Annotated in this window: 24 protein-coding genes and 1 pseudogene; 16 read left to right on the top strand and 9 right to left on the bottom strand. The window is 59.4% G+C overall.

Features of this window, described 5'->3' with window-relative positions; translation table 11 throughout:
• The coding region (locus ACSEXW_RS04150; RefSeq protein ID WP_438444828.1) for a pyruvate formate lyase family protein at nucleotides 1–402 on the bottom strand (402 nt) is incomplete at its 3' end.
• 426 nt (nucleotides 403–828) lie between these two features.
• Between ACSEXW_RS04150 and ACSEXW_RS04145 the strand changes: the two genes are divergently transcribed.
• Entirely contained in the window at nucleotides 829–1,446 is a 618-nt protein-coding gene (locus ACSEXW_RS04145) for a class I SAM-dependent methyltransferase (RefSeq protein ID WP_438444827.1), read from the top strand.
• A 62-nt stretch (nucleotides 1,447–1,508) separates the two neighbouring features.
• Here the strand turns inward: ACSEXW_RS04145 and ACSEXW_RS04140 are convergent, their stop codons facing one another.
• On the bottom strand, nucleotides 1,509–3,266 hold the full coding sequence (locus ACSEXW_RS04140) for an ABC transporter ATP-binding protein (protein ID WP_438444826.1): 1,758 nt from the start codon (nucleotides 3,264–3,266) through the stop codon (nucleotides 1,509–1,511).
• Nucleotides 3,263–4,945, bottom strand: coding sequence for an ABC transporter ATP-binding protein (locus ACSEXW_RS04135; RefSeq protein ID WP_438444844.1), 1,683 nt, complete (start codon nucleotides 4,943–4,945; stop codon nucleotides 3,263–3,265). Before ACSEXW_RS04135 ends, ACSEXW_RS04140 begins: the two co-directional genes overlap by 4 nt.
• A 353-nt stretch (nucleotides 4,946–5,298) precedes the next feature.
• Here ACSEXW_RS04135 and ACSEXW_RS04130 point away from each other — a divergent pair, with 353 nt between their 5' ends.
• From ACSEXW_RS04130 to ACSEXW_RS04115, 4 genes are all read left to right on the top strand, one after another.
• Nucleotides 5,299–5,973, top strand: a complete 675-nt coding sequence (locus ACSEXW_RS04130) for a phosphatase PAP2 family protein (protein WP_438444825.1) — start codon at nucleotides 5,299–5,301, stop codon at nucleotides 5,971–5,973.
• 151 nt (nucleotides 5,974–6,124) lie between these two features.
• Nucleotides 6,125–6,985, top strand: a complete 861-nt coding sequence (locus ACSEXW_RS04125; RefSeq protein WP_438444824.1) for a carbon-nitrogen hydrolase family protein — start codon at nucleotides 6,125–6,127, stop codon at nucleotides 6,983–6,985.
• 18 nt (nucleotides 6,986–7,003) lie between these two features.
• Nucleotides 7,004–7,708 (top strand): GNAT family N-acetyltransferase, encoded by a 705-nt coding sequence (locus ACSEXW_RS04120; RefSeq protein ID WP_438444823.1) that lies wholly within the window; start codon nucleotides 7,004–7,006, stop codon nucleotides 7,706–7,708.
• A gap of 17 nt (nucleotides 7,709–7,725) precedes the next feature.
• A complete protein-coding gene (locus ACSEXW_RS04115; RefSeq protein ID WP_438444822.1) occupies nucleotides 7,726–8,397 on the top strand; it encodes a GNAT family N-acetyltransferase in 672 nt (223 codons plus the stop codon).
• A gap of 42 nt (nucleotides 8,398–8,439) precedes the next feature.
• On the opposite strand, the gene ACSEXW_RS04110 is transcribed toward ACSEXW_RS04115, so the two are convergent.
• The 4 genes from ACSEXW_RS04110 to ACSEXW_RS04095 all read right to left on the bottom strand — a co-directional run bounded on the left by ACSEXW_RS04110 (nucleotide 8,440) and on the right by ACSEXW_RS04095 (nucleotide 13,493).
• On the bottom strand, nucleotides 8,440–8,715 hold the full coding sequence (locus ACSEXW_RS04110) for a response regulator transcription factor (protein WP_438444821.1): 276 nt from the start codon (nucleotides 8,713–8,715) through the stop codon (nucleotides 8,440–8,442).
• Between the two features lie 20 nt (nucleotides 8,716–8,735).
• Nucleotides 8,736–10,769 carry a methyl-accepting chemotaxis protein gene (locus ACSEXW_RS04105; RefSeq protein ID WP_438444820.1) on the bottom strand — a complete coding sequence of 678 codons (2,034 nt, stop codon included), beginning with the start codon at nucleotides 10,767–10,769 and terminating at the stop codon, nucleotides 8,736–8,738.
• Between the two features lie 161 nt (nucleotides 10,770–10,930).
• Nucleotides 10,931–12,016 carry a response regulator gene (locus ACSEXW_RS04100; protein ID WP_438444819.1) on the bottom strand — a complete coding sequence of 362 codons (1,086 nt, stop codon included), beginning with the start codon at nucleotides 12,014–12,016 and terminating at the stop codon, nucleotides 10,931–10,933.
• A complete protein-coding gene (locus ACSEXW_RS04095; protein ID WP_438444818.1) occupies nucleotides 12,009–13,493 on the bottom strand; it encodes a sensor histidine kinase in 1,485 nt (494 codons plus the stop codon). Before ACSEXW_RS04095 ends, ACSEXW_RS04100 begins: the two co-directional genes overlap by 8 nt.
• A 210-nt stretch (nucleotides 13,494–13,703) precedes the next feature.
• Between ACSEXW_RS04095 and ACSEXW_RS04090 the strand changes: the two genes are divergently transcribed.
• From ACSEXW_RS04090 to ACSEXW_RS04075, 4 genes are all read left to right on the top strand, one after another.
• The gene (locus ACSEXW_RS04090; RefSeq protein ID WP_438444817.1) at nucleotides 13,704–14,570 is read left to right on the top strand and encodes a copper amine oxidase N-terminal domain-containing protein; all 867 of its coding nucleotides are present in this window, start codon (nucleotides 13,704–13,706) and stop codon (nucleotides 14,568–14,570) included.
• 310 nt (nucleotides 14,571–14,880) lie between these two features.
• The gene (locus ACSEXW_RS04085; RefSeq protein WP_438444816.1) at nucleotides 14,881–15,786 is read left to right on the top strand and encodes a lysylphosphatidylglycerol synthase transmembrane domain-containing protein; all 906 of its coding nucleotides are present in this window, start codon (nucleotides 14,881–14,883) and stop codon (nucleotides 15,784–15,786) included.
• A gap of 1 nt (nucleotide 15,787) precedes the next feature.
• Nucleotides 15,788–16,984: a glycosyltransferase family 4 protein gene (locus ACSEXW_RS04080; protein WP_438444815.1), complete on the top strand. Its 1,197-nt coding sequence runs from the start codon at nucleotides 15,788–15,790 to the stop codon at nucleotides 16,982–16,984.
• A gap of 148 nt (nucleotides 16,985–17,132) precedes the next feature.
• Entirely contained in the window at nucleotides 17,133–19,097 is a 1,965-nt protein-coding gene (locus ACSEXW_RS04075) for a hypothetical protein (protein ID WP_438444814.1), read from the top strand.
• A 75-nt stretch (nucleotides 19,098–19,172) separates the two neighbouring features.
• On the opposite strand, the gene ACSEXW_RS04070 is transcribed toward ACSEXW_RS04075, so the two are convergent.
• Together ACSEXW_RS04070 and yfhS are read right to left on the bottom strand one after the other, a co-directional pair.
• Complete coding sequence (locus tag ACSEXW_RS04070) at nucleotides 19,173–19,784, bottom strand: superoxide dismutase (protein ID WP_438444813.1); 612 nt, start codon at nucleotides 19,782–19,784, stop codon at nucleotides 19,173–19,175.
• Between the two features lie 83 nt (nucleotides 19,785–19,867).
• A complete protein-coding gene (yfhS, locus tag ACSEXW_RS04065) occupies nucleotides 19,868–20,053 on the bottom strand; it encodes a mother cell protein YfhS (protein WP_438444812.1) in 186 nt (61 codons plus the stop codon).
• A gap of 262 nt (nucleotides 20,054–20,315) precedes the next feature.
• On the opposite strand from yfhS, the gene ACSEXW_RS04060 reads away from it, so the two are divergent.
• The 7 genes and pseudogenes from ACSEXW_RS04060 (at nucleotide 20,316) to ACSEXW_RS04030 (ending at nucleotide 26,364) form a co-directional block, all read left to right on the top strand.
• Nucleotides 20,316–20,741 carry a GNAT family N-acetyltransferase gene (locus ACSEXW_RS04060; RefSeq protein ID WP_438444811.1) on the top strand — a complete coding sequence of 142 codons (426 nt, stop codon included), beginning with the start codon at nucleotides 20,316–20,318 and terminating at the stop codon, nucleotides 20,739–20,741.
• A gap of 136 nt (nucleotides 20,742–20,877) precedes the next feature.
• Nucleotides 20,878–21,462, top strand: a complete 585-nt coding sequence (locus tag ACSEXW_RS04055) for a DUF402 domain-containing protein (protein WP_438444810.1) — start codon at nucleotides 20,878–20,880, stop codon at nucleotides 21,460–21,462.
• Nucleotide 21,463: 1 nt separating this feature from the next.
• Nucleotides 21,464–21,541: pseudogene (locus ACSEXW_RS04050) on the top strand (RNase H family protein); the annotation flags it as partial.
• 49 nt (nucleotides 21,542–21,590) lie between these two features.
• Complete coding sequence (queG, locus tag ACSEXW_RS04045; protein WP_438444809.1) at nucleotides 21,591–22,760, top strand: tRNA epoxyqueuosine(34) reductase QueG; 1,170 nt, start codon at nucleotides 21,591–21,593, stop codon at nucleotides 22,758–22,760.
• A gap of 36 nt (nucleotides 22,761–22,796) precedes the next feature.
• Nucleotides 22,797–23,318 (top strand): methylated-DNA--[protein]-cysteine S-methyltransferase, encoded by a 522-nt coding sequence (locus ACSEXW_RS04040; protein ID WP_438444808.1) that lies wholly within the window; start codon nucleotides 22,797–22,799, stop codon nucleotides 23,316–23,318.
• Between the two features lie 22 nt (nucleotides 23,319–23,340).
• Nucleotides 23,341–24,375: an HD-GYP domain-containing protein gene (locus ACSEXW_RS04035; RefSeq protein ID WP_438444807.1), complete on the top strand. Its 1,035-nt coding sequence runs from the start codon at nucleotides 23,341–23,343 to the stop codon at nucleotides 24,373–24,375.
• 138 nt (nucleotides 24,376–24,513) lie between these two features.
• Nucleotides 24,514–26,364 carry a heparinase II/III family protein gene (locus ACSEXW_RS04030; RefSeq protein WP_438444806.1) on the top strand — a complete coding sequence of 617 codons (1,851 nt, stop codon included), beginning with the start codon at nucleotides 24,514–24,516 and terminating at the stop codon, nucleotides 26,362–26,364.
• The last annotated feature ends 40 nt before the right edge of the window (nucleotides 26,365–26,404 follow it).

The following is a 26,404-nucleotide window of genomic DNA, read 5'->3' as shown; positions in this document are numbered from 1 at the left end:
GCGCAGCTCGGTGAAGATCCGGGAGATCTCTTCGCTGACCTTGAAGCCGTAAGACTCCGCGGACATCTCCGCCATGCGGATGCCGCCGAAGGGCTGCAGGGACCGCTTGAAGGGCTTGTCGGTCTGGAAGCCGACGACGGTTTCCAGGTCCTTGTCGAGATAGCCGGGGCCGTGGGAGGTGATGGTGGAGACGATCTCGGTGTCCATATCGAGGACGCCGCCATTGTCGATCTCCTGCTTGGTCAGCTCCATAACCTGCTTCCAGAGCTTATTGGTTGCTTCGGTAGCCGGGGCCAGGAATGCCTCGTCACCGGTATAGACGGTTACGTTCTTCTGAATGAAATCCCGAACGTTGATTTCTTGCTGCCATTGCCCACCTTGAAATCCTTCCCATTGTTTCATCGCGAGCTTCCTCCCCTAAAACAGGTTCTATAAAGTATTGATACAGTTTCTATGTTCTTAGCATAATACTTTCTTGGGACTTTGGAAAGGGGGTAATCGTGACTGATTTGTGAAAATCATTACAAATAACGAATATCTAAAAACAACCGAAAACCCTTGGTGTATACGGTTGGAAAAATAAGTATGTGAATAGAATCACATATATAAAAGAAATTTCTTGCAACACATTGCCTGTTTATTGATGGTTGGTACAGTTTTTATCAAATTGTATAACAGCGAGAAACAGAGGTTGGTTTCGGCTGTTTTTTTGCGCGGGGATCTCTTCTTGGGACTCGTGGGGACTCAATCGGACAAGTATAATGGAAGAAGGCGGTCCGCGGTGAAGAGGCGGATTACGAAACGGGCATGGGAAAAGGGGGCATCCGAGTGGAGCAATGGTCACCGGAACGGCTGAAGGAAGCCTATAACCGCCACGCTACCGAGCGGGAGCGAATGGAGAAGCAGGAATGGAAGCAGATCGAACGGGAACGTTTCCTGCAGCGGATGAAGGACGAGGGAAAGCGGAAGCTGCTGGAGATCGGGCCGGGCCCTGGGCATGACAGCCTGTACTTCCGGGATCACGGACTGGAGGTACGCGCGGCCGACGCCTCGGAGGAGATGGTTCGGCTCTGCCGGGAGAAGGGGCTGGATGCCGATGTGATGGATATGGAGGCGCTGGCCTATGAGGACGGCTCCTTCGATGGGGTGTATGCGCAGAACTGTCTGCTGCACATCCCCAAGCGGCTGATCCCGCAGGTGCTTCAGGAGATCCGGCGGGTGCTGAAGACCGGCGGTCTGTTCTTCTGGGGGGTGTACGGGGGCGAGGATTCCGAAGGTATCTGGGACAAGGATGCCTACGAGCCGAAGCGGTTTTTCTCCTTCTATACGGATGAAGGTTTGCAGGCTGCCGCAGCGCCTTTCTTCGAGCAGGTGGATTTCCATACCGTCCATCTGGGTGAGGATGCCTTGAGCTTCCAGTCGCTGACCCTGCGCAAGGGCGAATAACCACGAACGCCCCCTGCACCGTTGCGAACGGTACAGGGGGCGTTTGGCTTCTATATAGGCTGCTACTCGAGCTCGCCGTGCCACAGCCGACGCATCTCCTCGCAGCCTGCGAGCAGCTCGTCGAGCTTGCCCTCCGCCTCCAGGCGTCCGTCCTTCAGGACCAGGATGCGGTCCGCATGCTGGAGGACGGCCTTGCGGTGGGAGACGACGAGGCAGGCGGCGCGGCGGCGGGCGAAGAGCCGCTCCCAGAGCTTCTGCTCCGTCTCGACGTCGAGGGCGCTCGACAGGTCGTCGAAGACGTACAGCTCTGCATCCCGCGCGAACATCCGGGCTGCCGCGGTCCGTTGGGCCTGGCCGCCAGACAGCTTCACCCCGCGGGGGCCGATGACGGTATCGAGCCCCAGATGGAGCTCGTTCACGTCATGCTCCAGCACGGCGGCGCGGACGGCCGCATCGAGGGGGCCCTCCGCCCGGGGCAGGCCCAGGAGGATGTTCTCCGCCAGCGTGTCGCTGTAAAGGCGGGGCACCTGGGCCGTGTAGGCGCTGCGGGGCGGGACGAAGAAGGTGCCGGGATCCTCCACCGGCTGCCCGTTCCAGTACACCCGCCCGCCGTCGGCGGGAAGCAGGCCCAGCAAGGTCCGGACCAGGGTGGTTTTGCCGGAGCCGATGCGGCCGGTGACCACCGTGAAGGAGCCTTGGGGGAGTGTGAGCGTAATCCCCTCGATGCCCCGTCCGGTGCCCGGATACCGGTAGGTCAGGTCCCGGGCTTCCAGCACCCGGAGCTTCTCCGAAGGCGCCAATGTCTCCATCGTCTCCGCCGGCGGCTCGCCCTTCAGATAGAGAGGGGCCGGCTCCACCAGCTTCTCCGGATCCGCGCCCTGCAAGAGGGCCGCCATCCGCTGGCCGGACACGGCGCTCTGCTTGTAGTAGGTCAGGAACTTCCCGAAGTTCTGAATGAACGTGGTGACGAAATTCAGATAATACACGAACAGGGCGAAGTCGCCTACCGTGAAGGAGCCAATCTGCATCTTCCGGCCGGCCAGGATCAGGATGAAGCCGGTGCCGAAGTTGACCGTGTTGGAGAATACGGAGTCCAGCATCTGCGAGAACAGCTTATCCTTCAGCATGGACCGGCGCCGGGTGTCGTTCAGACGTTCGAACTGGTCGATGACCCGGTCCTCCGCCCCAGCTACCTGGATGGCCTGGACCGAATTGAACATCTCGCTGATGGCGCCCGTCACCTGGCTGGTGGCCTCCCGGCTGGCCGATCGGTATTTCTGCAGCCAGCTGGTGGACAGCTGAGCCAGAGCCACCACCGCCACCAGAGGCACGAATACCCAGAGGGTCATCTGCGCGTCGATGCCGACCAGGATATAGATGGAGACGGAGGCGAATACCACAAGGCCGATGGAATCGACGGACCAGCTGACGGCCTCTTCCGCCTGCTCCACGTCGTCCCGGAACTGGCTGATCGCTTCTCCCGGGGAGCATGGAATCGCCTTGGCTCCGGGCTCCTTCAGAATATGCTCCAGCATGTTCCGGCGAAGCAGCCCGGCGGCCCGGAAGCGGAAGTTGACGTCCGAGATGAAGCCCATGATAATCAAGACGACTCGGGACAGGGTGGCGGCCAAGAGCAGCGCAATGACCGTCCACACGTTCCAGCCGTAGGGTGAATCCCCGGTCAGCACGTCGAAGAATTCCTTCGTAACGAGACCGGGAAGGATGGGCACCGTCGTGATGAGCACCCAGCTTACTGCGTTCCAGGCATACCAGAGAGGCTTGTAGCGGATCAGCCCCCACATTAATCGGAATGGACTCATGCCAGCACCTCCTCCATTCCGGCTTCCATAATCCGGCTGAACCGGGAATCGGGATCCGCCAGGAGCTTGCGGCGTTCTCCATGCTCCAGGATCCGGCCGTCCTCCAGGATGAGGATGTCGTCGGCCCGTCCGATGGTGGCCAGCCGATGGGCGATGATGACGCAGGTTCGGTTCCTAAGAAGCGAGCTTATGGCCAGCTCCAGCTTCTGCTCCGTAGCCGGGTCCAGGCGGGAGGAGGCTTCATCCAGCACCACCAGGCCCGGGTCTGACAGGAACACCCGGGCGAAGGCCAAGAGCTGAGCCTCCCCGGCGGATAATCCGCCGCCTCCAGATTCCAGACGGGTGTCCAGGCCGTCTGGAAGCGCGCGGAGCCAATCTCCCAAGCCCAGCTCCTCCAGCACGGACACGATCCGGCCGTCGGCGATCTCCGGGTCGTAGAAGGTCAGGTTATCCCGGACCGAGCCCTGGAAGATCTCGATGTTCTGCGTTACGAATCCGACGCGCCGCCGCAGCTCATGGAGCCTGCAGCTCCGGATGTCTACACCGGAGAGGCGGACGCTTCCTTCCTGGGGATCGTAGAAGCGCAGCAGCAGCCGGGCTGTGGTGGACTTGCCGCTGCCGGTGCGCCCCAGGAGTCCGAGCACACGGCCGGGCTCCAGCCGGAAGTGCAGGTCCGAGAGCGTCAGGCTGTCCTCTTCATAGCCGAAGCGGACGCCGTCGAACTCTACGGAGAGCGGCCCGTCGGGAAGAAGGGCCTCTTCCCGTCCGTCTTGGATCTTGGATTCCGTGGACAGGAGCTCCCGGATCCGTCCGATGCTGGCATCGGCCTTCTGCAGATCCTCCAGCTGCTGGCGGATTTTCTCAATAGGCTGGGACAGCTGTTCGGTATAATAGAATACCATGTACACGGCCCCGATGGTGATCTCCCCCCGGTGCCACAGGTAGACGCACACTGCGAAGGCTACGGAGTTGCCCAAGGCGAACACGGCTATGGTCGTGATCCACATGGCGGCAAAGCCGGCGAAGGCCCGGAGCCGGACCGGCAGCCAATCCCGGAGCAGGGCATGGAACCGGCGCATGACGAAGCCGGTGGCGCCATTGGCCCGGATATCCTCCGTACCCTCCAGATGCTCGCCCAGGAAGCCGTAGAAATCGGCGCTGATCTGCCGCATCCTCCCCCACAAGGGGGCGGCGTACCGGCGGATCCGCTGGATCGTGGCCATGGCGAACACGACGAAGGCGGTCATGGCCAGGCCGATCAGCGGGTTCTCGCGGAACAGAAGCACCAGGATGCCTGCCATGAGCACCAGGTTGCTCAGAAGCAGGATCACGAAGCTGGAGAAGAAATTGGCCAGTGCATTGATATCTCCATCCACCCGCTCGATGATTGCGCCGGATGTATGCTTCTTATGAAAGGACAAGTCCAGCTTCAAGCAGTGGGAGGCGACGACGCCGCGGAGTCGGTTGGTGGCCACCCAGCCCACATTCTCTCCGATGTAGGCGGCTACCACCCGAACCGCTTGGGTCAGAAGGGACACGCCGATGAAGAGAAGGGCCGCCATCGTGAGCTTTGACGTGTCCGATTCGGTCTTCGCCGTATCGATGAACCAGCGGATGATCTGGGGGCTGACGAGCTGCATGGCGATGCCGGCGGCCAGGAGCAGGGCTAGAGCCACCATGGAAGGCCATTGGGGCTTCAGATATTCGGACAGCAGGCCGACATACTCCCGGAGGGGGAGCTTCAGCTTGCGGGCCGGCTTTAAGGCATTGGACGGGTTCAAGATCGAGCCTCCTTCGATTGGAACGTTTGGGTCAATCCGTTCAGCAACGTACAGGATAGCTTAGCCGAAGGGCGATGGGGCGTCAACCGGATTTTATGATTTCATTCAAAAAATCCGACTCGAATTGTTAAGAAATTCTTAAGATAACAGGCACAGTAATTTTCAAGGGAACGCGTTATGATGGTTGGGTGGCAGCCGCGGCCTTGTTGAAGGCCTTAGTGCGTAACGGCTGGGAAGGGGAAAGGAACAGCATGTCGCTTTTGCAGCAGTGGAAAAAGGTGCTCCCTCTTGCGGCCTTAGGCGTATTTCCGGTGATGGCCGGCATCTACGCTTACGTCAACAAGCCGGGGGACAAATTATACAGCCTCGTGACGGATCTGGACCGGGCCATGCCCTTCGTCCCTGTCTTTGCGGTGCCTTATGCCTTGTGGATGCTATACATCCTTGCGTGTCTCATTTACTTCCTGCGGAGGGATCCAGGACTCTACTACCAGACGCTTGTCACCTATGTCCTGTGCGCCTCCGTGTGCTATACCATCTACGTCTATTTCCAGACGACGGTGCCGCGCCCCGAGGTTGCGGGAACCGGCTGGACGGACGGTCTGGTGCGGCTCTTATATCTCCGGGACCAGCCCTACAACTGCTTCCCGAGCATCCATTGCTTCTCCAGCTATCTGATGATGAAAGCTCTGAACGCCGGCGCGTTCCGGACCGTGTTGAACCGGCTGATCATCTATTCGATGTCCCTCGTCATCATTCTCTCGACGTTATTGATCAAGCAGCATGTGATTCTCGACGCCTTGTCCGCCATCCTGCTGGTGGAGGTGGTCTTCTGGCTGGTGGGCCGCTTCCGGGTTCATCTGGTGCCCATGCTCGGACGGTTGGGCCGCCGCCGGCTGGAGACCAAGTGGGAGAGCCGCATGTAAGAGGTCCGGCGATGGCCGCCGGAGGAAGAGGAACCGTTCCTTTCAGGGAACGGTTTTTTGCTGCGGTTGCCAAAAGTCCCCGGCTCGTTTGATTCACCCGAATGCTTCCATTATGATAAAGCTGTTATGTCACTAGAGGGAGGGATGACCTGTGAAAATCCGCGTATCGGCGGTACAGTACCAGCTCCGCAAGATCAGCGGCTTCGACGGCTTCGCCCGCCAGGTGGAGCATTACGTGAAGCTGGCCGGGGAATACGGCACGGAGTTTCTCTTGTTTCCGGAGTTCATGACCACACAGCTGCTCTCCATCGGGGACGGCCAAGGGGAGGGACTGCCGATTACGGCGCTGCCGTCCTTCACCGAGGAGTATCTCGGGCTGTTCCGGCGGCTGGCCGGCACCAGCGGGATGCACATCATCGGAGGTACCCATGTGGTGGAACGGGAAGGGAAGCTCTACAACACGGCCTTCCTCTTCTATCCGGACGGACGGGTGGAGGAGCAGGCGAAGCTGCACATAACGCCCACCGAAGTGAACGAATGGAACATGAACAAGGGGGATGGCATCCGCGTCTTCGATACGACCAAGGGGCGGATCGCCATGCTGACCTGCTACGATATTGAATTCCCGGAGATCGTCCGGATGGTTCGGGCCATGGGGGCCGATGTGGTATTCTGTCCGTCCTGCACGGACGACCGGCATGGGTTCCACCGGGTCCGGTATTCCTGCCATGCCCGAACCATCGAGAACCAGATTTATGTGGTGACGACGGGAACCGTCGGCGCCCTGGAGAATGTGGACTTTATGCGCGCCAATTACGGGCAGGCGGCGATTCTGACGCCGAACGACATCCCGTTCCCGCCCCGTGGCGTTCTGGCGGAGGGGGAAGTGAACGGAGACATGCTCGTTACGGCAGACCTCGATCTGGAGCTGCTCGGCGAGGTCCGCCAGCGGGGCAGCGTCACGACCTGGAGAGACCGCCGGACGGATCTGTATCCGGACTGGAAGGCTTAACCGAAGGAGGAGCGCGTTATGGGCGGAACGACAGGCAGAACCCCCGGCCGGCTGCACAAGGCCTTCTACACCTTCGCTCCGGACGGAAGCCCGAGGAAGACCGTGATTCGCACGTACGGGGAGGCGGACTTTGACGAGCTCATCCGCATCCAGTCCGAATGCTTCCCGCCGCCATTCCCGGAGGAGCTCTGGTGGAATAAGGAGCAATTGTCCAACCATATCCGGCTTTTCCCGGAGGGGGCGCTGTGCGTGGAGGTGGAGGGGCGACTGGCAGGCTCCATGACGGGGCTTCGGGTCCGCTTCGATCCGTCCCGGCCGGAGCATACGTGGGCGGAAATTACGGACGAAGGCTACATCCGCAATCACGATCCGGAGGGGGAAACTCTCTATATCGTGGATATCAGCGTATCCCCCGAGTACCGGAAGCTCGGCCTCGGCAAGTGGCTCATGCAGAGCATGTACGAAGTCACCGTACAGCTGGGAGCCAAGCGGCTCTTGGGCGGAGGGCGCATGTCCGGCTACCATCTGGTGGCGGACCGGATGACGCCGGAGGCCTATCTGACGGAAGTGCTGGCCGGCCGGGAGAAGGACCCGGTCTTGACGTTCCTGCTGCGGTGCGGCCGGACCCCGGTGGCGGTGGCCCATGGGTATCTGGAGGATGAAGAATCCCGGAACAACGCGGTGCTGATGGAATGGCGCAACCCATTCGTTCCGGAAGAATAGAGGAGGAGGCGCAATCCATGGAATATGTGCGGATCACATCGATCGACGACCCGAATTTTGCGGCGATGCACCGGCTGATGCAGGAGGTGTTTCCTCCTGAGGAGGTTCTGGAGTTCAGCCTGTGGGCCGAGCCGCTGAAGGATGAGGGGCTTCGGGTTTATGCCGCGGTACACGAAGGTCAGGTCGTAGGCGCGACGGAGTACCGGTACTACCCGGATATGGAAGCAGCCATGACGGACTTCACGATCATCGGCCGGGACGGGCTGGGCGTAGGTCCCTTCCTGGCACGGAACCGCCAGAAGGAGCTGAACGATTGGGCGGCCCGCAGCGGGAGGCGTCTTACCGGCATGTTCGCCGAAATCTACAACCCGTATCTGATCGGAGCGCATGAGTTCGGCGGGGTGAAGGCCATGAACCCGTTCGTGCGCCGCGAGGTCTTGGCCCATTTGGGCTACCGGAAGCTGGACTTTCCCTACGTACATCCCTCTTGGCAGGGAGACGGGGAAGCGGTGGGGGAGCTGGATCTGTGCTTCCTGGCCTACGATGAGACCTTGGAGTCACTGCCGGGCGCGCTGGTGGCCCAGTTCTTGACCACCTATTATGCCGTGCTGCCTAACAAGCCCCAGGCTTGGTACGATATGGTGGAGGCGATCCGCGGAAGTGATCGGATCTCGCTGACGGCCATATAAAAGAGGGTGCCCCCAAAAAACTCTGGGGGCACCCTCTTGTTCTTACCAATTCGAGACGAAGGGAGTGGAGAAGCTTTCCGTCCATTCGGGGGAGGCTTCCCTGCTGAAAATCATGGCAATCAGCTGCCTGAAGTTGCCTACGCCGCACTTGGCGTACATGTTGGCAATGTGGTTCTTAACCGTCTTGTCGCTGATGACCATGAGCTCTGCGATCTCCTTGTTGGTCATCCCTGCGATGACCATACGATGAAGGATCTCCTGCTCACGGGGGGTCAGCTGATGTTCGTGGGAAAATTGTGTGAGTGCCGACTGATACATTGATGGAGTCCCTTCCTTCCTTAGATCTTGAATTGTTGTACCAACTGCTGAAGCTCTTTGGCGCCGTTCATATTCTCCTCGGCCATCTGGGCCTCCGCATAGGTCTTCTCCACGATATCCGCCGTTCTCTCGGCGATATCCTGCACGCCCTTGGCGCTATCGTTCATGGTTACGGCCACATCGTTGATGGTGGAGGAGATGCTGCCGACGGATTGGTCCAACTGGGAGGCAGCCTGTTGGAAATCACGCATCAGCTCCTGGACGGTGCGGGCATCGTTGTGGTACTGCTCGCTTACCTCGGCGAGCTTCTCATAATCCGCCAGTACGTTGCGGTCGATGAAGCCGAGCATGTCCTCCGCCTGCTCCCGCATCCGGAGCACGGAGCTGCAGACCCGGGTTACGATCTCCTGGATCCCGGCTGCGGTATCTCCGGCCTGCTCGGCCAGCTTGCGGATCTCCCCGGCTACGACGGCGAAGCCTTTGCCGGATTCCCCGGCCCGGGCGGCCTCGATCGAAGCGTTAAGCGCCAGCAGATTGGTCTGCTTGGAGATGGACGTGATGGTTTCGGTCAGCCCGGCGATTTCCGTGATGCTGTCCGATTCTGCAATGGCCGACGCCAGGCTGCTTCGAACCGAGGTGTAGATGGCGTTGGTTTCCGTAATGGATTGATGGGCGTCCTGCCGGAGCTGAAGAGCCCGCTCCATAATGCCTTCTCCCACCGATGAGCCGTGATTGGCGCGGCTGTACATCTTGCCGACATGCCCGTCGATCTCGGATACGGCGGCGGTAATCTCCTCGGAGGAGGCGGCCGTTTCCTGCATGCCGGCAGACAGCTCCTCCGTCGTGGCGGAGTTGTCCTGCGCGCCTTCGCGCACCTGGAGCGCCAGAACATCCAGCGACTCGGCATTGTTCAGCAGTTGGCTGCTGACGGTGGTCAGCTTGCCCGCCATCTCGCGGAGCACCTGCCTGGTCTGGATGGTGGCGCGGGCGATGGTGCCGGTCTCGTCCCGGTGATTCTGCAGGTGAACGTAGGTGGCATCATACCGGAGATCCAGCTCGGCGGTTTTGTGGATCAGCTCCGTGAGCTTCATGATGGGTGAAGCGATGAAGTGAGCGAGGGCGAGCCCCGCCAACGCGGTCAGGACGGTGCAGATCGCACAGAGCCACAGGATATAATGGGTCATGCTGGTAAGCGGCGCCAGAACCTCGGCGACATCACCGGTAATGACCAGGGTCCAAGACGTTTCCGGGATGACGGTATAGGCTGCTTTTTTGAGCTTGCCCTGGTAATCGTATTCTACGGTAGCATCCTGCACCGTTTCTTCACCCTGGACACGGGCGACGACTTCCTTAATCTGCGCGTTCTCGACAGGCGCCCCGATCTTGGTTTTGGTCGGGTGGAAGAGCATCGTGCCGCTGGCGTCCACAAGGTAGGCATAGCTGGAAGGAGAATTATGAATCTTGGCATCGGCCAGGAAGCCGGTCAGTTTCTCGGCGAATACCGCAGTCACCACATAGCCTTGGGGCTTGCCGTCCGCCATGACGGGCTGTACGAAGGCGACCACATAAGCCCCTGTGGATTTGGACTTAAGCGTTTCACTGATCACAGGCTTTCCGGAGGAGGAGGCCATCTTATAATAATTCCGATCATTGAAGTTCTGGCCGATCAGCTTGGCATCGCTGTCCGCCACATTGACACCGTTGCGGTCCAATACGAAGACATGCTCCATATTGCCGGCCTCGTCGGCCTCCCGCTTTAAGGTGAGCGAGACGCTCTCCTGCAGCTTGTCCCCTTGGGCCAGACCGCCTTTTCCCGCTTTGGCCAGCAGATCGGCCACGTCCTTCTCTCCCGCGATCCATTCGGCGAACTGCAATTCGTGCCGCAGTGCATTCCGGATGGTAAGGGCGCTGTCGCTGTTCTGCTGCAGCATGTTGGCTTGGGTCAAGGTCAGGATGGTGGACTTGGACTTCTCTTGCAGGAACATTCCCATCAGTCCGACGGATAAGACCGTGATCAGAACCATGGCTGCCGACAGCTTTGTTCGAATCTTCATTTCCTAAGGCTCCTTTCCATTGATGTCCATTGCTTTGACCGTACTCAGTATGGGTTCTCGTATAGGAATATCGTACTAAGCCACCCATTTTTTATGAATGGAATTTACAATGGAAAACCCCGGAAAAAATTCGGATTATGTCGAAAAAATGTCAGATATCGTCAGGTGCGAATATTCCGGTATTGAGCAGGGGTGGCACCCGTATGTTTTTTGAAGAGCCTGCTGAAATATTCCGCATCCCGGAAGCCCAAGGAGTCGCTGATTTCATAAATCTTCAGCCTGCCGTCATCCATCAGCTTGCGGGCCCGTTCCATCTTGACGAACGTCAGGTATGTATTCAAGGGGATTCCGGTTCTTCTCTTGAAGACCTCGCTGATATACGTCTTGTTCATGTATAAGCGCTCTGCGATGAACGCCACCGAGAGGTCGCGGTCGGCGTGCTCGAGGCAGCATTGGCAGACCCGGTCCACCAGGTCGTTGCCGGGCAGACGGTCGATCAGCAGCATGCCGGTCAGCTCGGTCATCCGCCTGATTTCCTCCAGAAAGGCACGGTGCAAGGCCTGATAGCGGGAGGTCCGGAAGAGGTCGGGATCGGGATGCAGCTCGCAGCTGACAAAATACCGCAGCCAGCCATATCGCTGAACGGCGAGCTCCAGCATCTCCTTATGAAGGCGCCGCAGCATGAACTCCATGGTGCTTTGATCATGCCCGCATTCCGTCTCCAGCCGCTCCAAGAGCTCCAACGCTGCGTTGGGCAGCTGGAGGTAGCTCTCGGTAAGCACCGCTTGGATCCGGGTCATTCCCTCCCGGTACAATTCCTCCAGGATCCGGGTCTTTGGTAGCGCTTGCACGGATCTGTTCGCACGGAGGCTGCCGAGAAGGGGCAGGGCTCTGCCGAAAACTTCCTTGAGCTTGGCTTCCTCCAGCGGCTTCGCCATATAATCGAAGGCTCCGGAGAGAAAGCCCTGGCGTGCGTGAGCGAGATCCGCAAAGTCGCTTAAGAGCACAACACAAGGGCAGAGCTTACGATCCAGAATGTGCCGGAGCAGCTCGAAGCCATCCATCCCGGGCATCTTCACATCCGTAATGACCAGGTCGATAGGGATTTCCTCCAGAATAGCCAATGCTTCCCGGCCGTCTGAAGCTTCCGCCGCCAGCTCGAAGCCGGTTTCCCGGCCCCACAGCTTCAAGCGCTTCGCCATTATGCGGACGATGTCCATGTCGTCGACGATCAAGACTTTATGCATATTGACCTCCCGCTGTCATCTTCGGATTGGCTTCCGCAACCGTTCCGGAGACTGTGAAATAGACTGTAGCGCCGGCATCCCGGGCACCCTCTATCCATACCCTGCCGCCATGCTTCTGGAGGATGGCTTTGACGGTGACCAGCCCGATTCCGTGACCTTCGAACTCGACGGGACTGTGAAGCCTTCGGAACAGGCTGAACAGCTGATCCGCTTCCTTCGGATCGAAGCCGACCCCGTTGTCCCTGACGAAGAAGATGATCTCGCCTTCCGATTGGCGGTATCCGACTTCGATGACGGTCTGCAGGCGGTATTGCGTATACTTCAAGGCGTTGGAGAGCAGATTGACGACAACCGCTCTCAGCATCATCTTGTCGCCGTATACCACAGGCATGCCGGAGTCCAGCTGGAACCGGATGCGGCGGTTGGGATACAACAGCGAGAGCTCCCGGAAGACGGAATCGAACATGCCGCCAAGATCCGTCGGCTCCATACAGAGCTCGGCCCTCGCAGCGGTGGAATATTGGAGGAGTCGATCGATCAAGCCGATCATGTCGCCGCATGAACGACGGATATGCAGCATCATCTCTCGGGCGTCCGTCTCCATACTCGCTCCATAATCCTCCTGGAGGATGGTCGTGTAGCCTTCTATGGCCCGGAGCGGAGCCTTCAGATCGTGGGAGACCGCGTAGGTGAAGGCCTCCAGCTCCTTCAAGGCTTCCTGCAGCTCCCGGGTCCGTTCATCCACCTGGGCTTCCAGATCCTGATTCAGCCGCCGGATCTCTCCTTCGGCACGCTTATAGCGCGTAATGTTCTCGAACATGGCGCCGTACAGGTTGTCGCTGATCTTGAAGGCGTGGACCACGTAGTAATTGTCCTTCGAAGTCTCGTGAAGTTCGAAGCAAAGAGGCCCGTCGGATTCCAGAAGCCTCCGGTAAATGTCCAGATGAAGCTCCTCTTGGGGAAAGGCCTGGCTGAAAGTCATGCCGGTCAGGTCCGGCGTGTCCGGTCCAGACTGCTTGATCACGGCGGGATTGGCGGAGATGAATCGAACATCCACCAGTTCGCCGCCGTCTCCGAAGATCGGTTCTGCGATGACGAAGCCGTTGAGCATCCTGTCGAATAGAAGCCGATACTTCTCCTCGCTGGCCGTCAGGTTCATTTGGGTCTGGCGGAGTTTGTCGAACTGGCTCTCCAGCTTGCGCTTCGCCATGGAATATCGTTTGTTCAACTTCATCAGTTCCGCCTGCCTGGCGGTCAGCTCCCGGTTCATCCGGTTGGCCTTCATCAAGGATACGCTTAGGAAGATGAGCGTGGCTGCCAGAGTAGCCAGCAGCAGCAAGATTCCAGCGATATGGAGGATGGAAGGTCCGTTTGTCGGATGCGGCGGGAGCGGGCCGACCCCAAGCGTCGAGGAGGAGGTCGACTTGCTAAAGAGTGCGTAAGATGCTGCGTACATGATGATTGGTACCGATAACATAGTAACTCCTCCCATGATACTTATATACTTCCATCATAATTCGACAAAATAAAATTTCAATTGTATAATTTAAGAACTTCTTAAGATTTTTTTAGAAATTTGTACATTTTTTGCAGGAATTTTGTCCTTTTCTGGCGAGTACCCCATTAAAATCGGCCCTTCTTTCGAATGCGTTAACAAAGAATCTTCATACACCAAGGAGGACTAGTTATGATGAAGAAGAATGTGATGGCCCTGATGGTAGCTTTGCTGGCGTTCGGCGGCGCATCCGGTGCGGTATACGCGAAGCAGGAAGATGCAGGCAACGGGAAGAAGGCCCAGGATACCGCTGCCGTTCAAGAAGCGGACCAAGGTCCGGGTCAAGGAAAAGGCCCCCAATGGAAGCTGCAATTGGAGACCGGCAGTACGACCGTAACCGGCGATACATACGGTAAAGGCTACCGAGGTTTGCTGAACGCCATCGAGCATGTGCAGGACAAGCCGGCAGGCGCCGTTATCGCGGATCTGCTCTTGACCAAGTACGACGCTCATCTGACGGCGGAGATGAAGGCGAAGCTGGAAGGCATCGTGGCGAAGGACGAAGCGCTGTCCTTGACCGCCGATATGCTGGCTCAGCAGGGCAGCGTGACGGATGCCGTCTATGTTCAGAAGGAAGCCGTCAAAGCCAACGTGAAAAATCTGGAGTCTTACAAGAAGCTTGGACAGCTCTACGAGAAGGTCGGCAAGACCGGCATCAAGCTCTACGTCAACGGCGATGAGCCGGCTATGGATGTAGCTCCGATCATCAAGAACGACTACACCCTGGTTCCCTTCCGCGCCATTGCAGAGGCTCTGAAGGCGGAGGTCAGCTACAATGAGGAGGAGAACTCCGTCACCGTGGTTCGCGGGGACGTAACGGTGAAGCTCTACGTGGGCCAGACCACCGCTTATGTGAACGGGGTGGAGACTCAGCTTCAGATTCCAGCGGAGATCGTGAATGACAGAACCGTCGTTCCGGTCCGCTTCGTGAGCGAGGCGCTGAAGTCTACGGTGAAGTGGGAAGGCGAGACGGAAAGTGTCGTAATCTACGAGGAATAATCCTCCGAGGGGAAGAGGCCGCGGCGCAAGCTGCGGCTTTTTGCCGTTGTTCCGGCGTCTGGAGCGGTCCTTAAGGAAAAATTAAGATCCTAAAGAATGGGAGCCGGCGGCTTGCCGGCAGCTTGTACAAGAGGGCATAAAATGCGGCTTTCCCACATAATCATTCCTTAACAATCGGCCTGCAGGCTCCCGTGAGCCTGGCCCTCCGGAGCGTCCGCACATTGCAGGGGCTTTTGAAGATGTGTAAAATGGTTCCTGTAAGAGTCGAAAACTCCAAGTGTCTCCTGTCGGATGCAGGAAGGATGTGGGTATGAAGAAGCTGTCCCTTACAGCTTTGAAGATCGCGGTCCTTGGCGCAACCGTCTATTTTATGGTTACGAATCTGAATATGAACCTGATGGACATTGCCAAGTATCTGCTGAATGCGCAGAGCTTTTTTTATCTGGCGCTCTCGATTTTCGTCGTTTTCCTAAGTGTACAAGCGTGGATCTGGGTGCAGATCCTGAACGATTCAGAACGGCAGCTCTCGTCGTACCGGGGGCTCGTCATTTATATGACCTCCCAGTTCGCCAAGTATCTGCCCGGCGGCTTCTGGAATCTGGTCGGACGCGTCTATCTGACGAGCAAGCACGGCGTCGTGCTGGGCACCCAGATGACGGCCATCCTGTATGAGAACATGATGCTCGGTATCGTCTCCGCGATCTATGGCATCATCCTGCTCTATACGTTCCATTTCATCTTCCTGCCCATGCTGCTGGGCTTGGCGGTTCTGCTGCCCTTAAGCTACTACTTCTATGAGCCGGTGCGGTCGACGACCCAGAAGCTGATCCACAAGGTGTCGAAGAAGTTCCGGGGCATGGAGCTGTCGCTTCCCCGCGAGCGCTTCTATCTGTACTTGTCCTACTATTTCCTGAGCCACCTGCTGCAGGGCTGCGCATTCTGGCTGCTCCTTAGAACCTTCGGTGTGGAGAACATCGGCATTGTTACCGCCTCAGGCATTTTCGCCGTATCCTGGCTCATCGGGTTGATCAGTCCGCTGCCGGGAGGCATCGGAATCCGCGAGGGTGCCCTTGTCTTCTTACTGTCGTTCCAGGTTCCCGTGCAAGTGGCGACGCAAATCTCGATCATCACCCGCATCTGGAACGTGATGGGCGAGCTGGTGCTGTTCACCCTGCTGAACAGCATCGATCTTATTCGGAAAAGGATGACGGCCTGACATGGAGAAGCGCAACGTTCTGCTGGTGGCTGGCGTATTCCCTCCCGGTGTGGGGGGCATGCAGAATTACTACTATAACCTGTGCAAGCATTCCAAGCATCAAGTCACCGTATTCGCCTCCGCCTATACGAAGGATGCGGAATTCGATGCCAAGCAGCCGTTCAAGATCATCCGCAGACCCTTCCTTAAGGATGAGAAGGTCAGCGTGCTCCACACCCTGCGCATGATTCCCCAGATCCGCCGGACCATCAAGGAAGAGGCCATCGACGTGACGGTGTACGGGTACATTCTGTACGGCCTGATCGGCCTGTTTCTTCATTGGTTCCGCGGCCGCAAGTACGCCGTATCCGTACACGGCATGGACGTTATGAAGCTGACCCGGTTCTTCCTGACCCGCTGGGTGGTGAAGAGCATCCTCCGCCATGCCTCGGCGGTTCTCGTGAACAGCGCCTTCACCGGACGACTGATGGCCGATCTGGGTGTGGACCCCGAACGGATCGAGGTGGTGTATCCGGGGGTGGAGGAGGTCTTCGAGAAAGCGGAGAAGGCCCCGGAGCTTATGGAGCGGCACGGCCTGGAGGGCAAGCATGTGCTCATGACCCTGGGGCGTCTGGTCCAGCGCAAAGGCTTCGACATGGTGATCCGGTCGCTGCCGGCCATCAAGGCGAAGATCCCCGAAGCGGTGTATCTGATCGTAGGCGGAGGCCCCGAACGGGAGGCGCTGGAGAAGCTGGCCAGCGAATGCGGTGTAGCGGACTCGGTGGTATTCGCCGGGCGGGTGGCGGATGAAGAGATGGTCAAGTATTATAACCTGTGCGACGTCTTCATCATGCCAAGCCGGATGCTGGAAGCCGAAGGCGATGTGGAGGGCTTCGGCATTGTGTACATGGAAGCGTCCCGCTGCGGCAAGCCGGTCATCGGCGGTAATTCCGGCGGCGTGGTGGAAGCCGTGCTGCACGGGGAGACGGGGCTGGTGGTGGACCCCCGTTCCACGGAATCCATCAGCGAGGCGGTGATTCGCCTCCATGAGGACAAGAAGCTGGCGGCGTCTCTGGCCTCCAAGGGATACCAGAGGGCGAAGAACGAATTCCACTACCGGATCATTACCCGGGGCTTCGACAGCATCATGACGGCGATCGCCCAGGAGAAGAAGCGTAAGAAGCAGACTGCTCTCGTCCGCAAGACGAAGGCGTCCTGAATGCGAATAAGAGGCTGGATCCCGGAGGAGCTCACCCGGCGATCCGGCCTCTTGGCTTTCCTAAGGAGTGCGCGGTCTCGGGATTGCCGGTCCGCGGCTTCCATGATAAGGTAATTCTAGATGTCAAGGATGGGGAGTTGATGGTGAAATGCGAGGGAAGAAACGGATCTTCATCCTGCTGTGCGCGGGAGCGCTATGGCTCGGATCGGGATCGGCAGCGATGGCGTCCGAGTATGAGGATACCCCCACGGTTCCCGCCGGTACAGGGTTGGTTCCCCGGACGCTGACGCTGCTGGAGGGGACGCCGTATTATGTCATCCCCAATGCCCTGAAGAACAAGGCGGAGGGTGATCTCGAACCGCAAACCGTGGAGGTGCTTGAAGCGGAGACGGGATGGGCTTGGAATGACGCCTGGTGGAAAATCAAGACCCCGGACGGCTCCCGGTGGGTCAAGACCCGCCCGGCAGGCATCGCTGCGCCGGCACCGGAGACGGTGACGCTGCTGGAGGAGACGCCGATCTACCCGGCTCCGGATGAGAGCAGCGGGCCTTCGGCGCGACTCTCGCCTCAGGATGTCCGGGTGGTGGATGCCGGATCCCGCTGGTTCTGCAGCGAACCGGTCTGTCCCGGGGAAGACCGGATGAAGTGGGTCAAGATCGAGACCTCCTGGCTGGGCGATCAATGGATTCATCTTCCTTATTATGCCCTTGGGCGTGTGGAGCCGATGGGGCCGGAGACCCAATTTTATTCGTACACGGAGCTTTTTGGCCTGCCTTACGCCTATGACGGTATCAACCGGCAGGTCCGGCGGGAGGGACCGGTGTTCCTGAAGACGGACGCGGTCTTCGAGGGGCCGGCGGGGAAACTGTACCGGGTGGAGGACGAAGATGACCACGTTCGTCTCTGGACCTGGTCCGTCGGCCAGAAGGTGACGCCTGCGGCGGAGAAGCTGACCCGGAAGGCGCCTATCTCCTTGTACAAGCTCCCCATGACCCGGTTCGACGAGGAGCCGTCGGCAGTGCTGGAGCCGCAGACGGTAGAGGTCTTCGAGAAGATAGCGCCGGCTTATTACTTGGACGATTGGTTCCACGTCCGTGCGGGAGAGGCGGAGGGCTGGTTCAGCCCGCTCTATTCGCAGCCGGAGGATCCCGTACCGGAGAAGGTTGCCCTGGACCTGGGAGCGGAGGTGACGGAGCTGTTCCGCTACCCAGGAGGCCAGGCTACGTTGAACTACGGCAGATTGGGTCCCCAGACGGTGCACCCGGACGCCTCCTGGACGGGGAAGGAGGGAACCCGCTGGTATCGGATCCCCACCTACCTGGGGCCGGCCTGGATCGCACTGGACGGCCAGAAGGACCGGGTGCTGATTCCCGGCCGGGAGAACGGGCTGGAAGTGCATGCGGAGGAGCGAACGGGCTTCTATTACCCGCTGGAGGAGGGGGGCTATTCGTTTAGCGGCGTCCGCCTGGCGGAGCTGGAGGACGGCGGGCTGGTATTCCATTCCGCCAATCTGGCCCGAACCTACGGTCCTTATCAAGCGGAGGCGCAAGACGGAGGCTGGTGGAGCTTCTCGGATGGGAGCGGGTACGCGTTCCGGGTGAAGGCGGGCGAGAGAACGGCCGCAACGTTCTGGAACGGGACACCGTCCGGGACGGTGCAGCTGAAGGAGGCGCCCCGGGAACCGGCTCTGCCGATGGCGGGGCCGGGACTGGTCCTGGAGGACATGGAGCGGCTGTTCGGATATACGGTGGAGTCGCCGCCGGATCGCGGGTGGATCATTCTGCACCGGACCGATTATCGGGTGACGGAGCCCGGCGCTTCCGTCGGTGCCGCCGGCGGGGAATGGAAGCTTCCGGCGCTGCTCTATGACCGGAGGGCCTTCGCGGAAGGGGAGTCGGAGCTCCGGCCTTCGCTTACCCTGCAGAGCGGAGACGGGAACGCGACGGAAGCTGTTGCTAAGAGCAAGCTGCTCTACTCGCTGGATTCGTATTCCGGCTTGTTCGATCTGACAGCGGCGCTCCGGCTGTCCCCGGGAAAGCATACGGTTACGGCGGTCCTGCGGGCCGGAGAGAAGATCCATTGGCAGAGGAGCTTTCAGGTGGAGGTTCCTTAAAGGAGCAGCACCGCATCGCACAAGAAACCCCGGAAACTCCTAAGGAGTTTCCGGGGTTTCTTCGTCAAGCGGCGATTATTTCGCTGCTTCGTAGCGCTTGTTGACTTCGGTCCAGTTGACGACATTCCAGAAAGCGGAGATGTAGTCCGGACGCTTGTTCTGATACTTCAGGTAGTAGGCATGCTCCCATACGTCCAGGCCAAGGATCGGTGTTTCGCCTTCCATGACCGGGGAGTCCTGGTTCGGCAGGCTGTATACCTTCAGCTTGCCTTCCTTGGTTACGGCGAGCCAAGCCCAGCCGGAGCCGAAGCGGGTTGCAGCCGCAGCAGCGAAGGCTTCCTTGAACTTGTCGAAGCCGCCCAGCTCGGAGTCGATGGCAGCAGCCAGTGCGCCAGTCGGTGCGCCGCCGGCGTTCGGGCCGATGACTTCCCAGAACAGGGAGTGGTTGTGGTGGCCGCCGCCGTTGTTGCGGACCGCGGTGCGGATGTCCTCCGGTACGCTGTTCAGGTCGGCGATCAGCGCGTCCAGGGTCTTGTCATGCAGCTCCGGATGTTTGTCCAGAGCGGCGTTCAGGTTGGTGACGTAGGCATTATGGTGGCGGTCATGATGGATCATCATGGTCGTTTCGTCGATGTGAGGTTCCAGCGCATTGTTCGCATAAGGGAGAGGGGGTAATTGATGGGCCATGGTAAAAATCCTCCTTCAATTTGGTTGCTATTGTTTACAACCATTATTATCCACGAATTATGATAATAATGCAACACTTAAGTTTAGAAAGTTGCGGAATCCCCGTTTCGGCGTTTGATTTCATCGATAATCTGGTGGTGCATGGAGGTCCCTTGGGCGTTGAGCCAGGGCGAAACGTCGCTCAGCATCCGGTGGTGATGCCACAGCTCGTCGTCGCTCCAGCTTCTTGCTTTGTGCTCGGAGAGCTCCAGCAGGCTTCTTGGCTGCATGGTCAGGTTTTCACATCCCTCTGCATGATTCCTTTACATAAAATAGGTCATGCAGCCAGCTTTTATGCATCAGGGATTGGGGCAATTCAGTTAAAAAGATGTAAACGCTTTATATAAAGCGCTTCCAGAAGAAAAGCCGAGATTTTTGGGGGTTTATTAAGATTTTTTTGAGTTTTTCGGCAGATTCGGCAGGAAACCGGGTTTCCGTGTCGAAATTAGAAAGTCTGACCAATCATTTTATATGGTATAGGAGCGGGATCATATGTTAGTTCGTTCGTTCCAATTATCCGACTATGTGCACATTACCGAACTGTTGGAGCAGGTGTTGGAGGATCACACCTTGGAGGACACCATGGCCGCCTTGGGGCGGCAGATCAACTGGGACAGCGGGCTGGTCCTGGTAGCGGTGGAGAACGAGACGGTGTTAGGCGTTATGATCGGAACCATTCAGCGTAATCAAGGCTACTATTACCGCATCGCCGTCCATCCGGAGCACCAGCGCCGCGGCATCGGCAGCGCCTTGATCCAATCCATGAAGCTTCGCTTCCAGCAGCGCCAGATCGCCCGGGTGATGGTCCCCGTGGACGAATATAACGAACAGCTCCTTCCCGTCTATGAGAAGGCAGGATGCTGCCGAGACGATTTCAATCGCACCTACGGCAAGCTCAGCATTCTTGTGGGTTCTTAAGAGCAGAGCAGCATTTCCAATAATCTCATTGAGCATATCTTTCCGAACCCGTTGCAATTACCGGAAAGATATGCTTTTCTATATAAAAGGCAATCCATCGGAACCTTGGGGAACGACGTGCAGAGGGAGGACGGCTATGGCGGCGGGCAGCGAGTACACCATGATCAAAAGCTTCAAACACGACGGACACCTGCACCGGGTATGGCTCGAGAATTGGCGCGTTCCTCCGGACAAGCTGATTTCGGACCACCAAGCCAAAGCCATTCAGGTGTTCGTCAACTGCCAGACCCGCATCCGCGAAGCGGACGGTCGGGAGTGGACCAGCCGGATTCCCGGGGTGTCTTTTTTCATACCGAACAAATGGTACAATGTGGTGGCCCTGATCGAAGGGGACGGCATCCGCTACTATTGCAACGTGGCTTCGCCGTTCTACCACAGCGGCAACGTGCTGACTTACATCGATTACGATCTGGATGTGATCCTGAACCAGCGGGGCGATGTCCATGTGCTGGACGAGGACGAATACAACAAGCATAAGAAGCTCTACCATTATTCCACTGCTGTGGAGGAGAAGGTAAAGGCCGGGCTGCAGGAGCTGCTTGCCGCGGTGAAGGGGCGGGAGGAGCCGTTCCGTGATTCCGCCGTGCTGGCCTATTATCAGATGTGGAAGGAATGCGGACGGCAGGAAGAGCCCGTTCCAGATGAGGGAAGGAACCCATAAGGTGAAGGAAGTCACCTATTATACGGACGGCGCATGTTCCGGCAAGCCAGAGCCAGGAGGATGGGGAGCCGTTCTTTTTTTATATCAGGAAGCTGCGATGAACGGCGTAAGGGGAGGAGGATTCCGACGTGGATGAGGGTAGAAGGCCGGAGGGCCCGAAGGATTGGCAGGCACTGAAGCGGGAGCTGCTGCAGGCATTGCCCGCCCTGGGCATCGATAAGCTGGGCGTCACGACCGCCGAGCCCTTCTGGGAGCTGAGAGAGCGGCTTCTGGCCCACCGGAAGGCCGGGCGGGAGTCCGGCTTCGAGGAGCCGGATCTGGACAAGCGGGTCAATCCGGAGCTGCATCTTGCGGGAGCCCGCTCCATCCTGTCCGTGGCCGTGGCCTACCCGTCCAAGCTGCCGGACCCGCCGAGATCCGAGCCGGGAGCCTACCGTGGCATCTTGGCCCGATCCGCTTGGGGGCGGGACTATCACCACGTGCTGCGGGACCGGCTGGAGCGGCTGGAGGCATTCCTGCGGGAGCGGGTGCCTGACGCTCGGATCGTCAGCATGGTGGACACGGGGGCCTTGTCTGACCGGGCGGTGGCGGTGAGGGCCGGCATCGGCTGGTCTGGTAAAAACTGCGCCGTCATCACGCCGGAGTTCGGCTCCTGGGTGTATCTGGGGGAGATGATCACGGACCTGCCGCTGCCTCCGGATCCTCCGGTGGTGGACGGCTGCGGAGACTGCACCCTCTGCATCGACGCCTGCCCGACCGGAGCCCTGGTGGGTCCGGGCCAGTTGGACGCGAAGCGGTGCGTCTCCTTCCTGACCCAGACGAAGGAGATCATCCCGGAGGAATTCCGGGAGAAGCTGGGCAACCGGCTCTACGGCTGCGACACCTGCCAGCAGGTGTGCCCGAAGAACAGAGGGCTGAACCATACGCACCACCGGGAGCTCGTCCCGGATCCGGAGCAGGCCAAGCCGCTCTTGCTGCCGATTCTTGATATGAGCAACAAGGAGTTCAAGGCCTTCTTCGGGTCCAGCGCGGCCGCCTGGCGGGGTAAGAAGCCCCTTCAGCGCAATGCGGTGCTGGCTCTGGGCCACTTCCGCGACCGAAGCGCGCTGCCGCGGCTTGCGCTTGTGCTGGCGGAGGACGAACGTCCCGAGCTTCGGGCTACCGCCGCGTGGTCCATCGGGCGTATCGGCGGCGAGGAGGCAGTCCGGGTCCTGGAAGCGGCGCTGCTCCGGGAGACGGACGATGCCGCGGCTCAGGAGATCCGTCTGGCGCTGGACCGGCTGACGGAAGCGAAGTGAACCGTAAAACGGCTCGATGAAGGAGGGTTTCGACCCATGGATGTCGTATGTTATCAGTACGCTGATTCTCCCATTGGACGGCTGCTTCTGGCCGCTACGGAGAAGGGGCTGTGCAATGTGGAATTTAACGGAGCTTCGGAGGATGCTCGGGAAGCGTTGGAAGGGTGGATGGCCAAGCGTCTTGGGGCCGGCATCAGGCTGCGGGAGGGCGGCAGCCTGATCGAGGAAGCGGCCAGACAGCTCAAGGACTATTTTGGCGGGAGCCGCACCTCCTTCGACCTGCCCTTGGATCTTCGGGGGACTCCTTTCCAGCTGCAGGTATGGAGGGCACTGGGGCAGATCCCATACGGCCAGATCCGCTCCTACAAGCAGATCGCCGAGGCCATCGGTTCCCCGAAGGCCGTCCGGGCCGTCGGAGGAGCGAACAATCGGAACCCGGTTCCCATCATCATTCCCTGCCACCGGGTCATCGGGGCGGGAGGAGCGCTGGTGGGGTACGGCGGAGGGCTGCCCATCAAGCAATTTTTGCTTCATCACGAAGGGATTCCGGCAACTTAATCTGCCAGCTTGGAGGGTATCCATGAAATATGTTCATATCGATTCGGTGGAGTCCGGCCAATATCTGGGGCGCACGATCTTCTCCTCCAACGGGGCAGTGCTGCTATCCGAAGGGGTTCAATTAACGGTCTACATGATTACGACCCTCCGCAGGATCGGCGTGACGATGCTGTACATCAAAGATCCCCATCTCGAGGATGTGGAGATCGTGGACATGGTGTCGGAGGAGAACAAGCGGGCTGTCATGCAGAAGCTGGGCGAGATGCTGCAGTCGGTCAAGTCGGGGAAGGAATTCAACACCAGGCACATCAGCATCAGTGTGGATCGTCTCTTGGAGGACGTCATGGTGAACCGGGAGGTGCTCCTCCAGCTGTCCGATATCCGGACCAAGGATAACGAGCAGTACGTGCATGCTCTGAACGTCTGCACCATGTCCGCCCTGATCGGCATCAACATGGGCATGACGCAGACGCAGGTGAAGGAGTTATCCGTCGGGGCGCTTCTGCACGACATCGGCAAGGTGGAGCTCATCACGGACGACAGCTCGTCCGATCCGAAGCGCCATCATACGTGGCGGGGCTTCGAGCTCCTGAAGAGCAAGCGGGAATTCAGCCTTCTGATCGCCCACGTGGCCTTCCAGCACCACGAGGCGCCGGACGGCTCCGGCATTCCGAGAGGGATGACGGACGAGCAACTGCACCTCTACGGCAAGATCGTAGCCGTGGCCAATACGTACGATAATCTGCTCTACGATCCGGTCACCGGCAAGAGGACGCTTCCCCACGAGGCCTGCGAGACCATCATGGCACTGGCGGGCAGCAAGCTGGACCGGGATGCGGTCATTCAGTTCATGCGTACGGTGTCCATCTACCCGACCGGCAGCAGCGTCAGACTCTCCAACAAGGAGGTTGGCGTGGTGGTGGGACAGCACCGTGGACTTCCGGGACGTCCGGTGGTCCGCGTCGTGAAGAAGGACGATGAGGAGATCACGGTCAAGGAGATCGACCTGGCCAATGCCAAGCATACGACCGTGTTCATCGAGGCGGTTCTCACATAAGGAATTACGAAGGATACGTGGCGGGTTCGGCTTTCGGATAAACGCACGGCGTCTTGAAGACGCTTAAGAGGCGTTTATCCTCGACGCCTCTTATTAAAACGTTTAAATCTACCTTCCATCCACAAGGAGGACTTTCATATGCAGTATACTTTCCGCGAGATCTTAGAAGCCGTCACTGCCGCAGATGCGGGCCGCAGCTCTCCGGCGTTTCCCTACGGAACCGATTGGAGGGCCGCCTTGGAATCGGCTAAGCGTGTGCCGGAGCTCCAGCCGCTCTTGGGCGAGATCCGCGAGGAGGCGGAGCGCGCCGTACGGGAGCCCGTGCAGCCGCTGCCCTTCTCCTTGTTCCATCTCTTCGAGAAGGAGGGGACGCGCCTGGAATTCGAGCGGCCGTATTTTGACCGCCGCAGACGGCTGCTGGGCCTGACCTTCGCCACGCTGCTGGACGGGACCGACCGGTACATCGGAGCGCTGGAGGATCTGATCTGGGAGATCTGCGGGGAGTATACCTGGTCGCTGCCCGCCCACATCCCCGTCGGGCTGGATGCGGCGAAGCAGTCACGGCGCACGCCGCCTCATACGGTGGATCTGTTCGCGGCCGAGACGGCCCACAGCTTGGCGGAGGTCCTCTATCTGCTGGAGGACCGGCTGAATCCTTGGATCGCCCACCGCATCCGCAGCGAGCTGGAGGATCGGACCTTCCGCCCCCTGTTCGACGATCCGGCTCCGTTCTCCTGGGAATCCGCCACCCATAACTGGGCTTCCGTCTGTGCGGGAGCGGTGGGGATGGCGGCCCTTCTGGCCGTGGACGATCCGCAGCGCCTTGCGGGCATGACGGATAGAGTCCTGCGGGCCATGGATTGCTTCCTGGAGGGCTACGGGGCGGACGGGGGCTGTGCGGAAGGCATCGGCTATTGGGTCTATGGCTTCGGCTATTACACCTATTACGCCGACATGCTGGAGCACTTCACGGCCGGCCGCCTGCGGCTGCTGGACGGTGAGAAGATCCGCCGCATGGCGTCCTTCCCGCTGTCCATCACCCTGTCGCCGAACCGCTTCGTCAACTTCTCCGACGCCTCGGAGAAGGGTACGCTTCACACGGGCATGGTATCCCGTCTGGTTCACCGCTGCGGGACCGGTGCGCCCTATATGGACGAGGTTCCCTCCCTGCACCACGACCACTGCTACCGGTTCCCGCATACCTCCCGGAATCTGTTCTGGACGGACCCCGGTCTTCTGCGGCAGGCGGTGCCGGAAGAAACGGCGGAGCTCGAGGACCTGGTCTGGGTGGTCGGCCGGCTGAGGGACGGGGAGGAGCTGCTCTCCTTCTCCGCCAAGGGCGGGCACAACAACGAGCCCCACAACCACAACGACCTGGGCCACTTTATCCTCCATACGGGGGGAGAGAGCCTGCTGATGGACCTGGGAGCGGGGGTCTACACCCGCGAGTATTTCGGACCACAACGGTATGCCATTCTCCACAATGCGTCCCGGGGACACTCGGTGCCGGTAATCGAGGGAGCGGAGCAGCTGCCCGGAGCAGAGGCCAAGGCCGTGGTGACCGACAAGCGGGTGGAGAAGGACCGGATCCGGCTTGCCCTGGATCTGACCCGCGCCTACGGCGTGCCCAATCTGGAGCGCTTCGACCGCACCTTCGACTGGGGCAGAGATCCGGAGTCCGGCGTAGCGCGGCTGGAGCTGACGGACCGATTCCGGTTCCGCTTTTCTACCCAATCGCTGGAGGAGGTCTTCATGAGCCCGGTGGCTCCGGAGATGGCCGATGGCACCGTACGCCTTGCCGGAAGCCGGGGCGAGGTGCTGCTACGGTACGACCAGGACGCGCTGTCGGTCTCCTTCGAGAGAATCGACACCCAAGCGCACCAAGGCGCCCCTCTGACGGTGTACCGAATCTCTCTGAAGCCAACCCGTTCTTCCGGGGAGCATCTCTTCCGCTTCGCCCTGGAGCTTCCCCCGCTGGGAGAAGAGTAGAGCGTTTATATGACTTTCTGTTGAGTTCGACATTCCTATC

This window comes from Oryzibacillus soli, assembly GCF_051594765.1.
In the GTDB taxonomy this organism is placed as follows: domain Bacteria; phylum Bacillota; class Bacilli; order Paenibacillales; family NBRC-103111; genus Paenibacillus_AR.
This window is presented reverse-complemented; position numbering and strand designations above follow the sequence as displayed.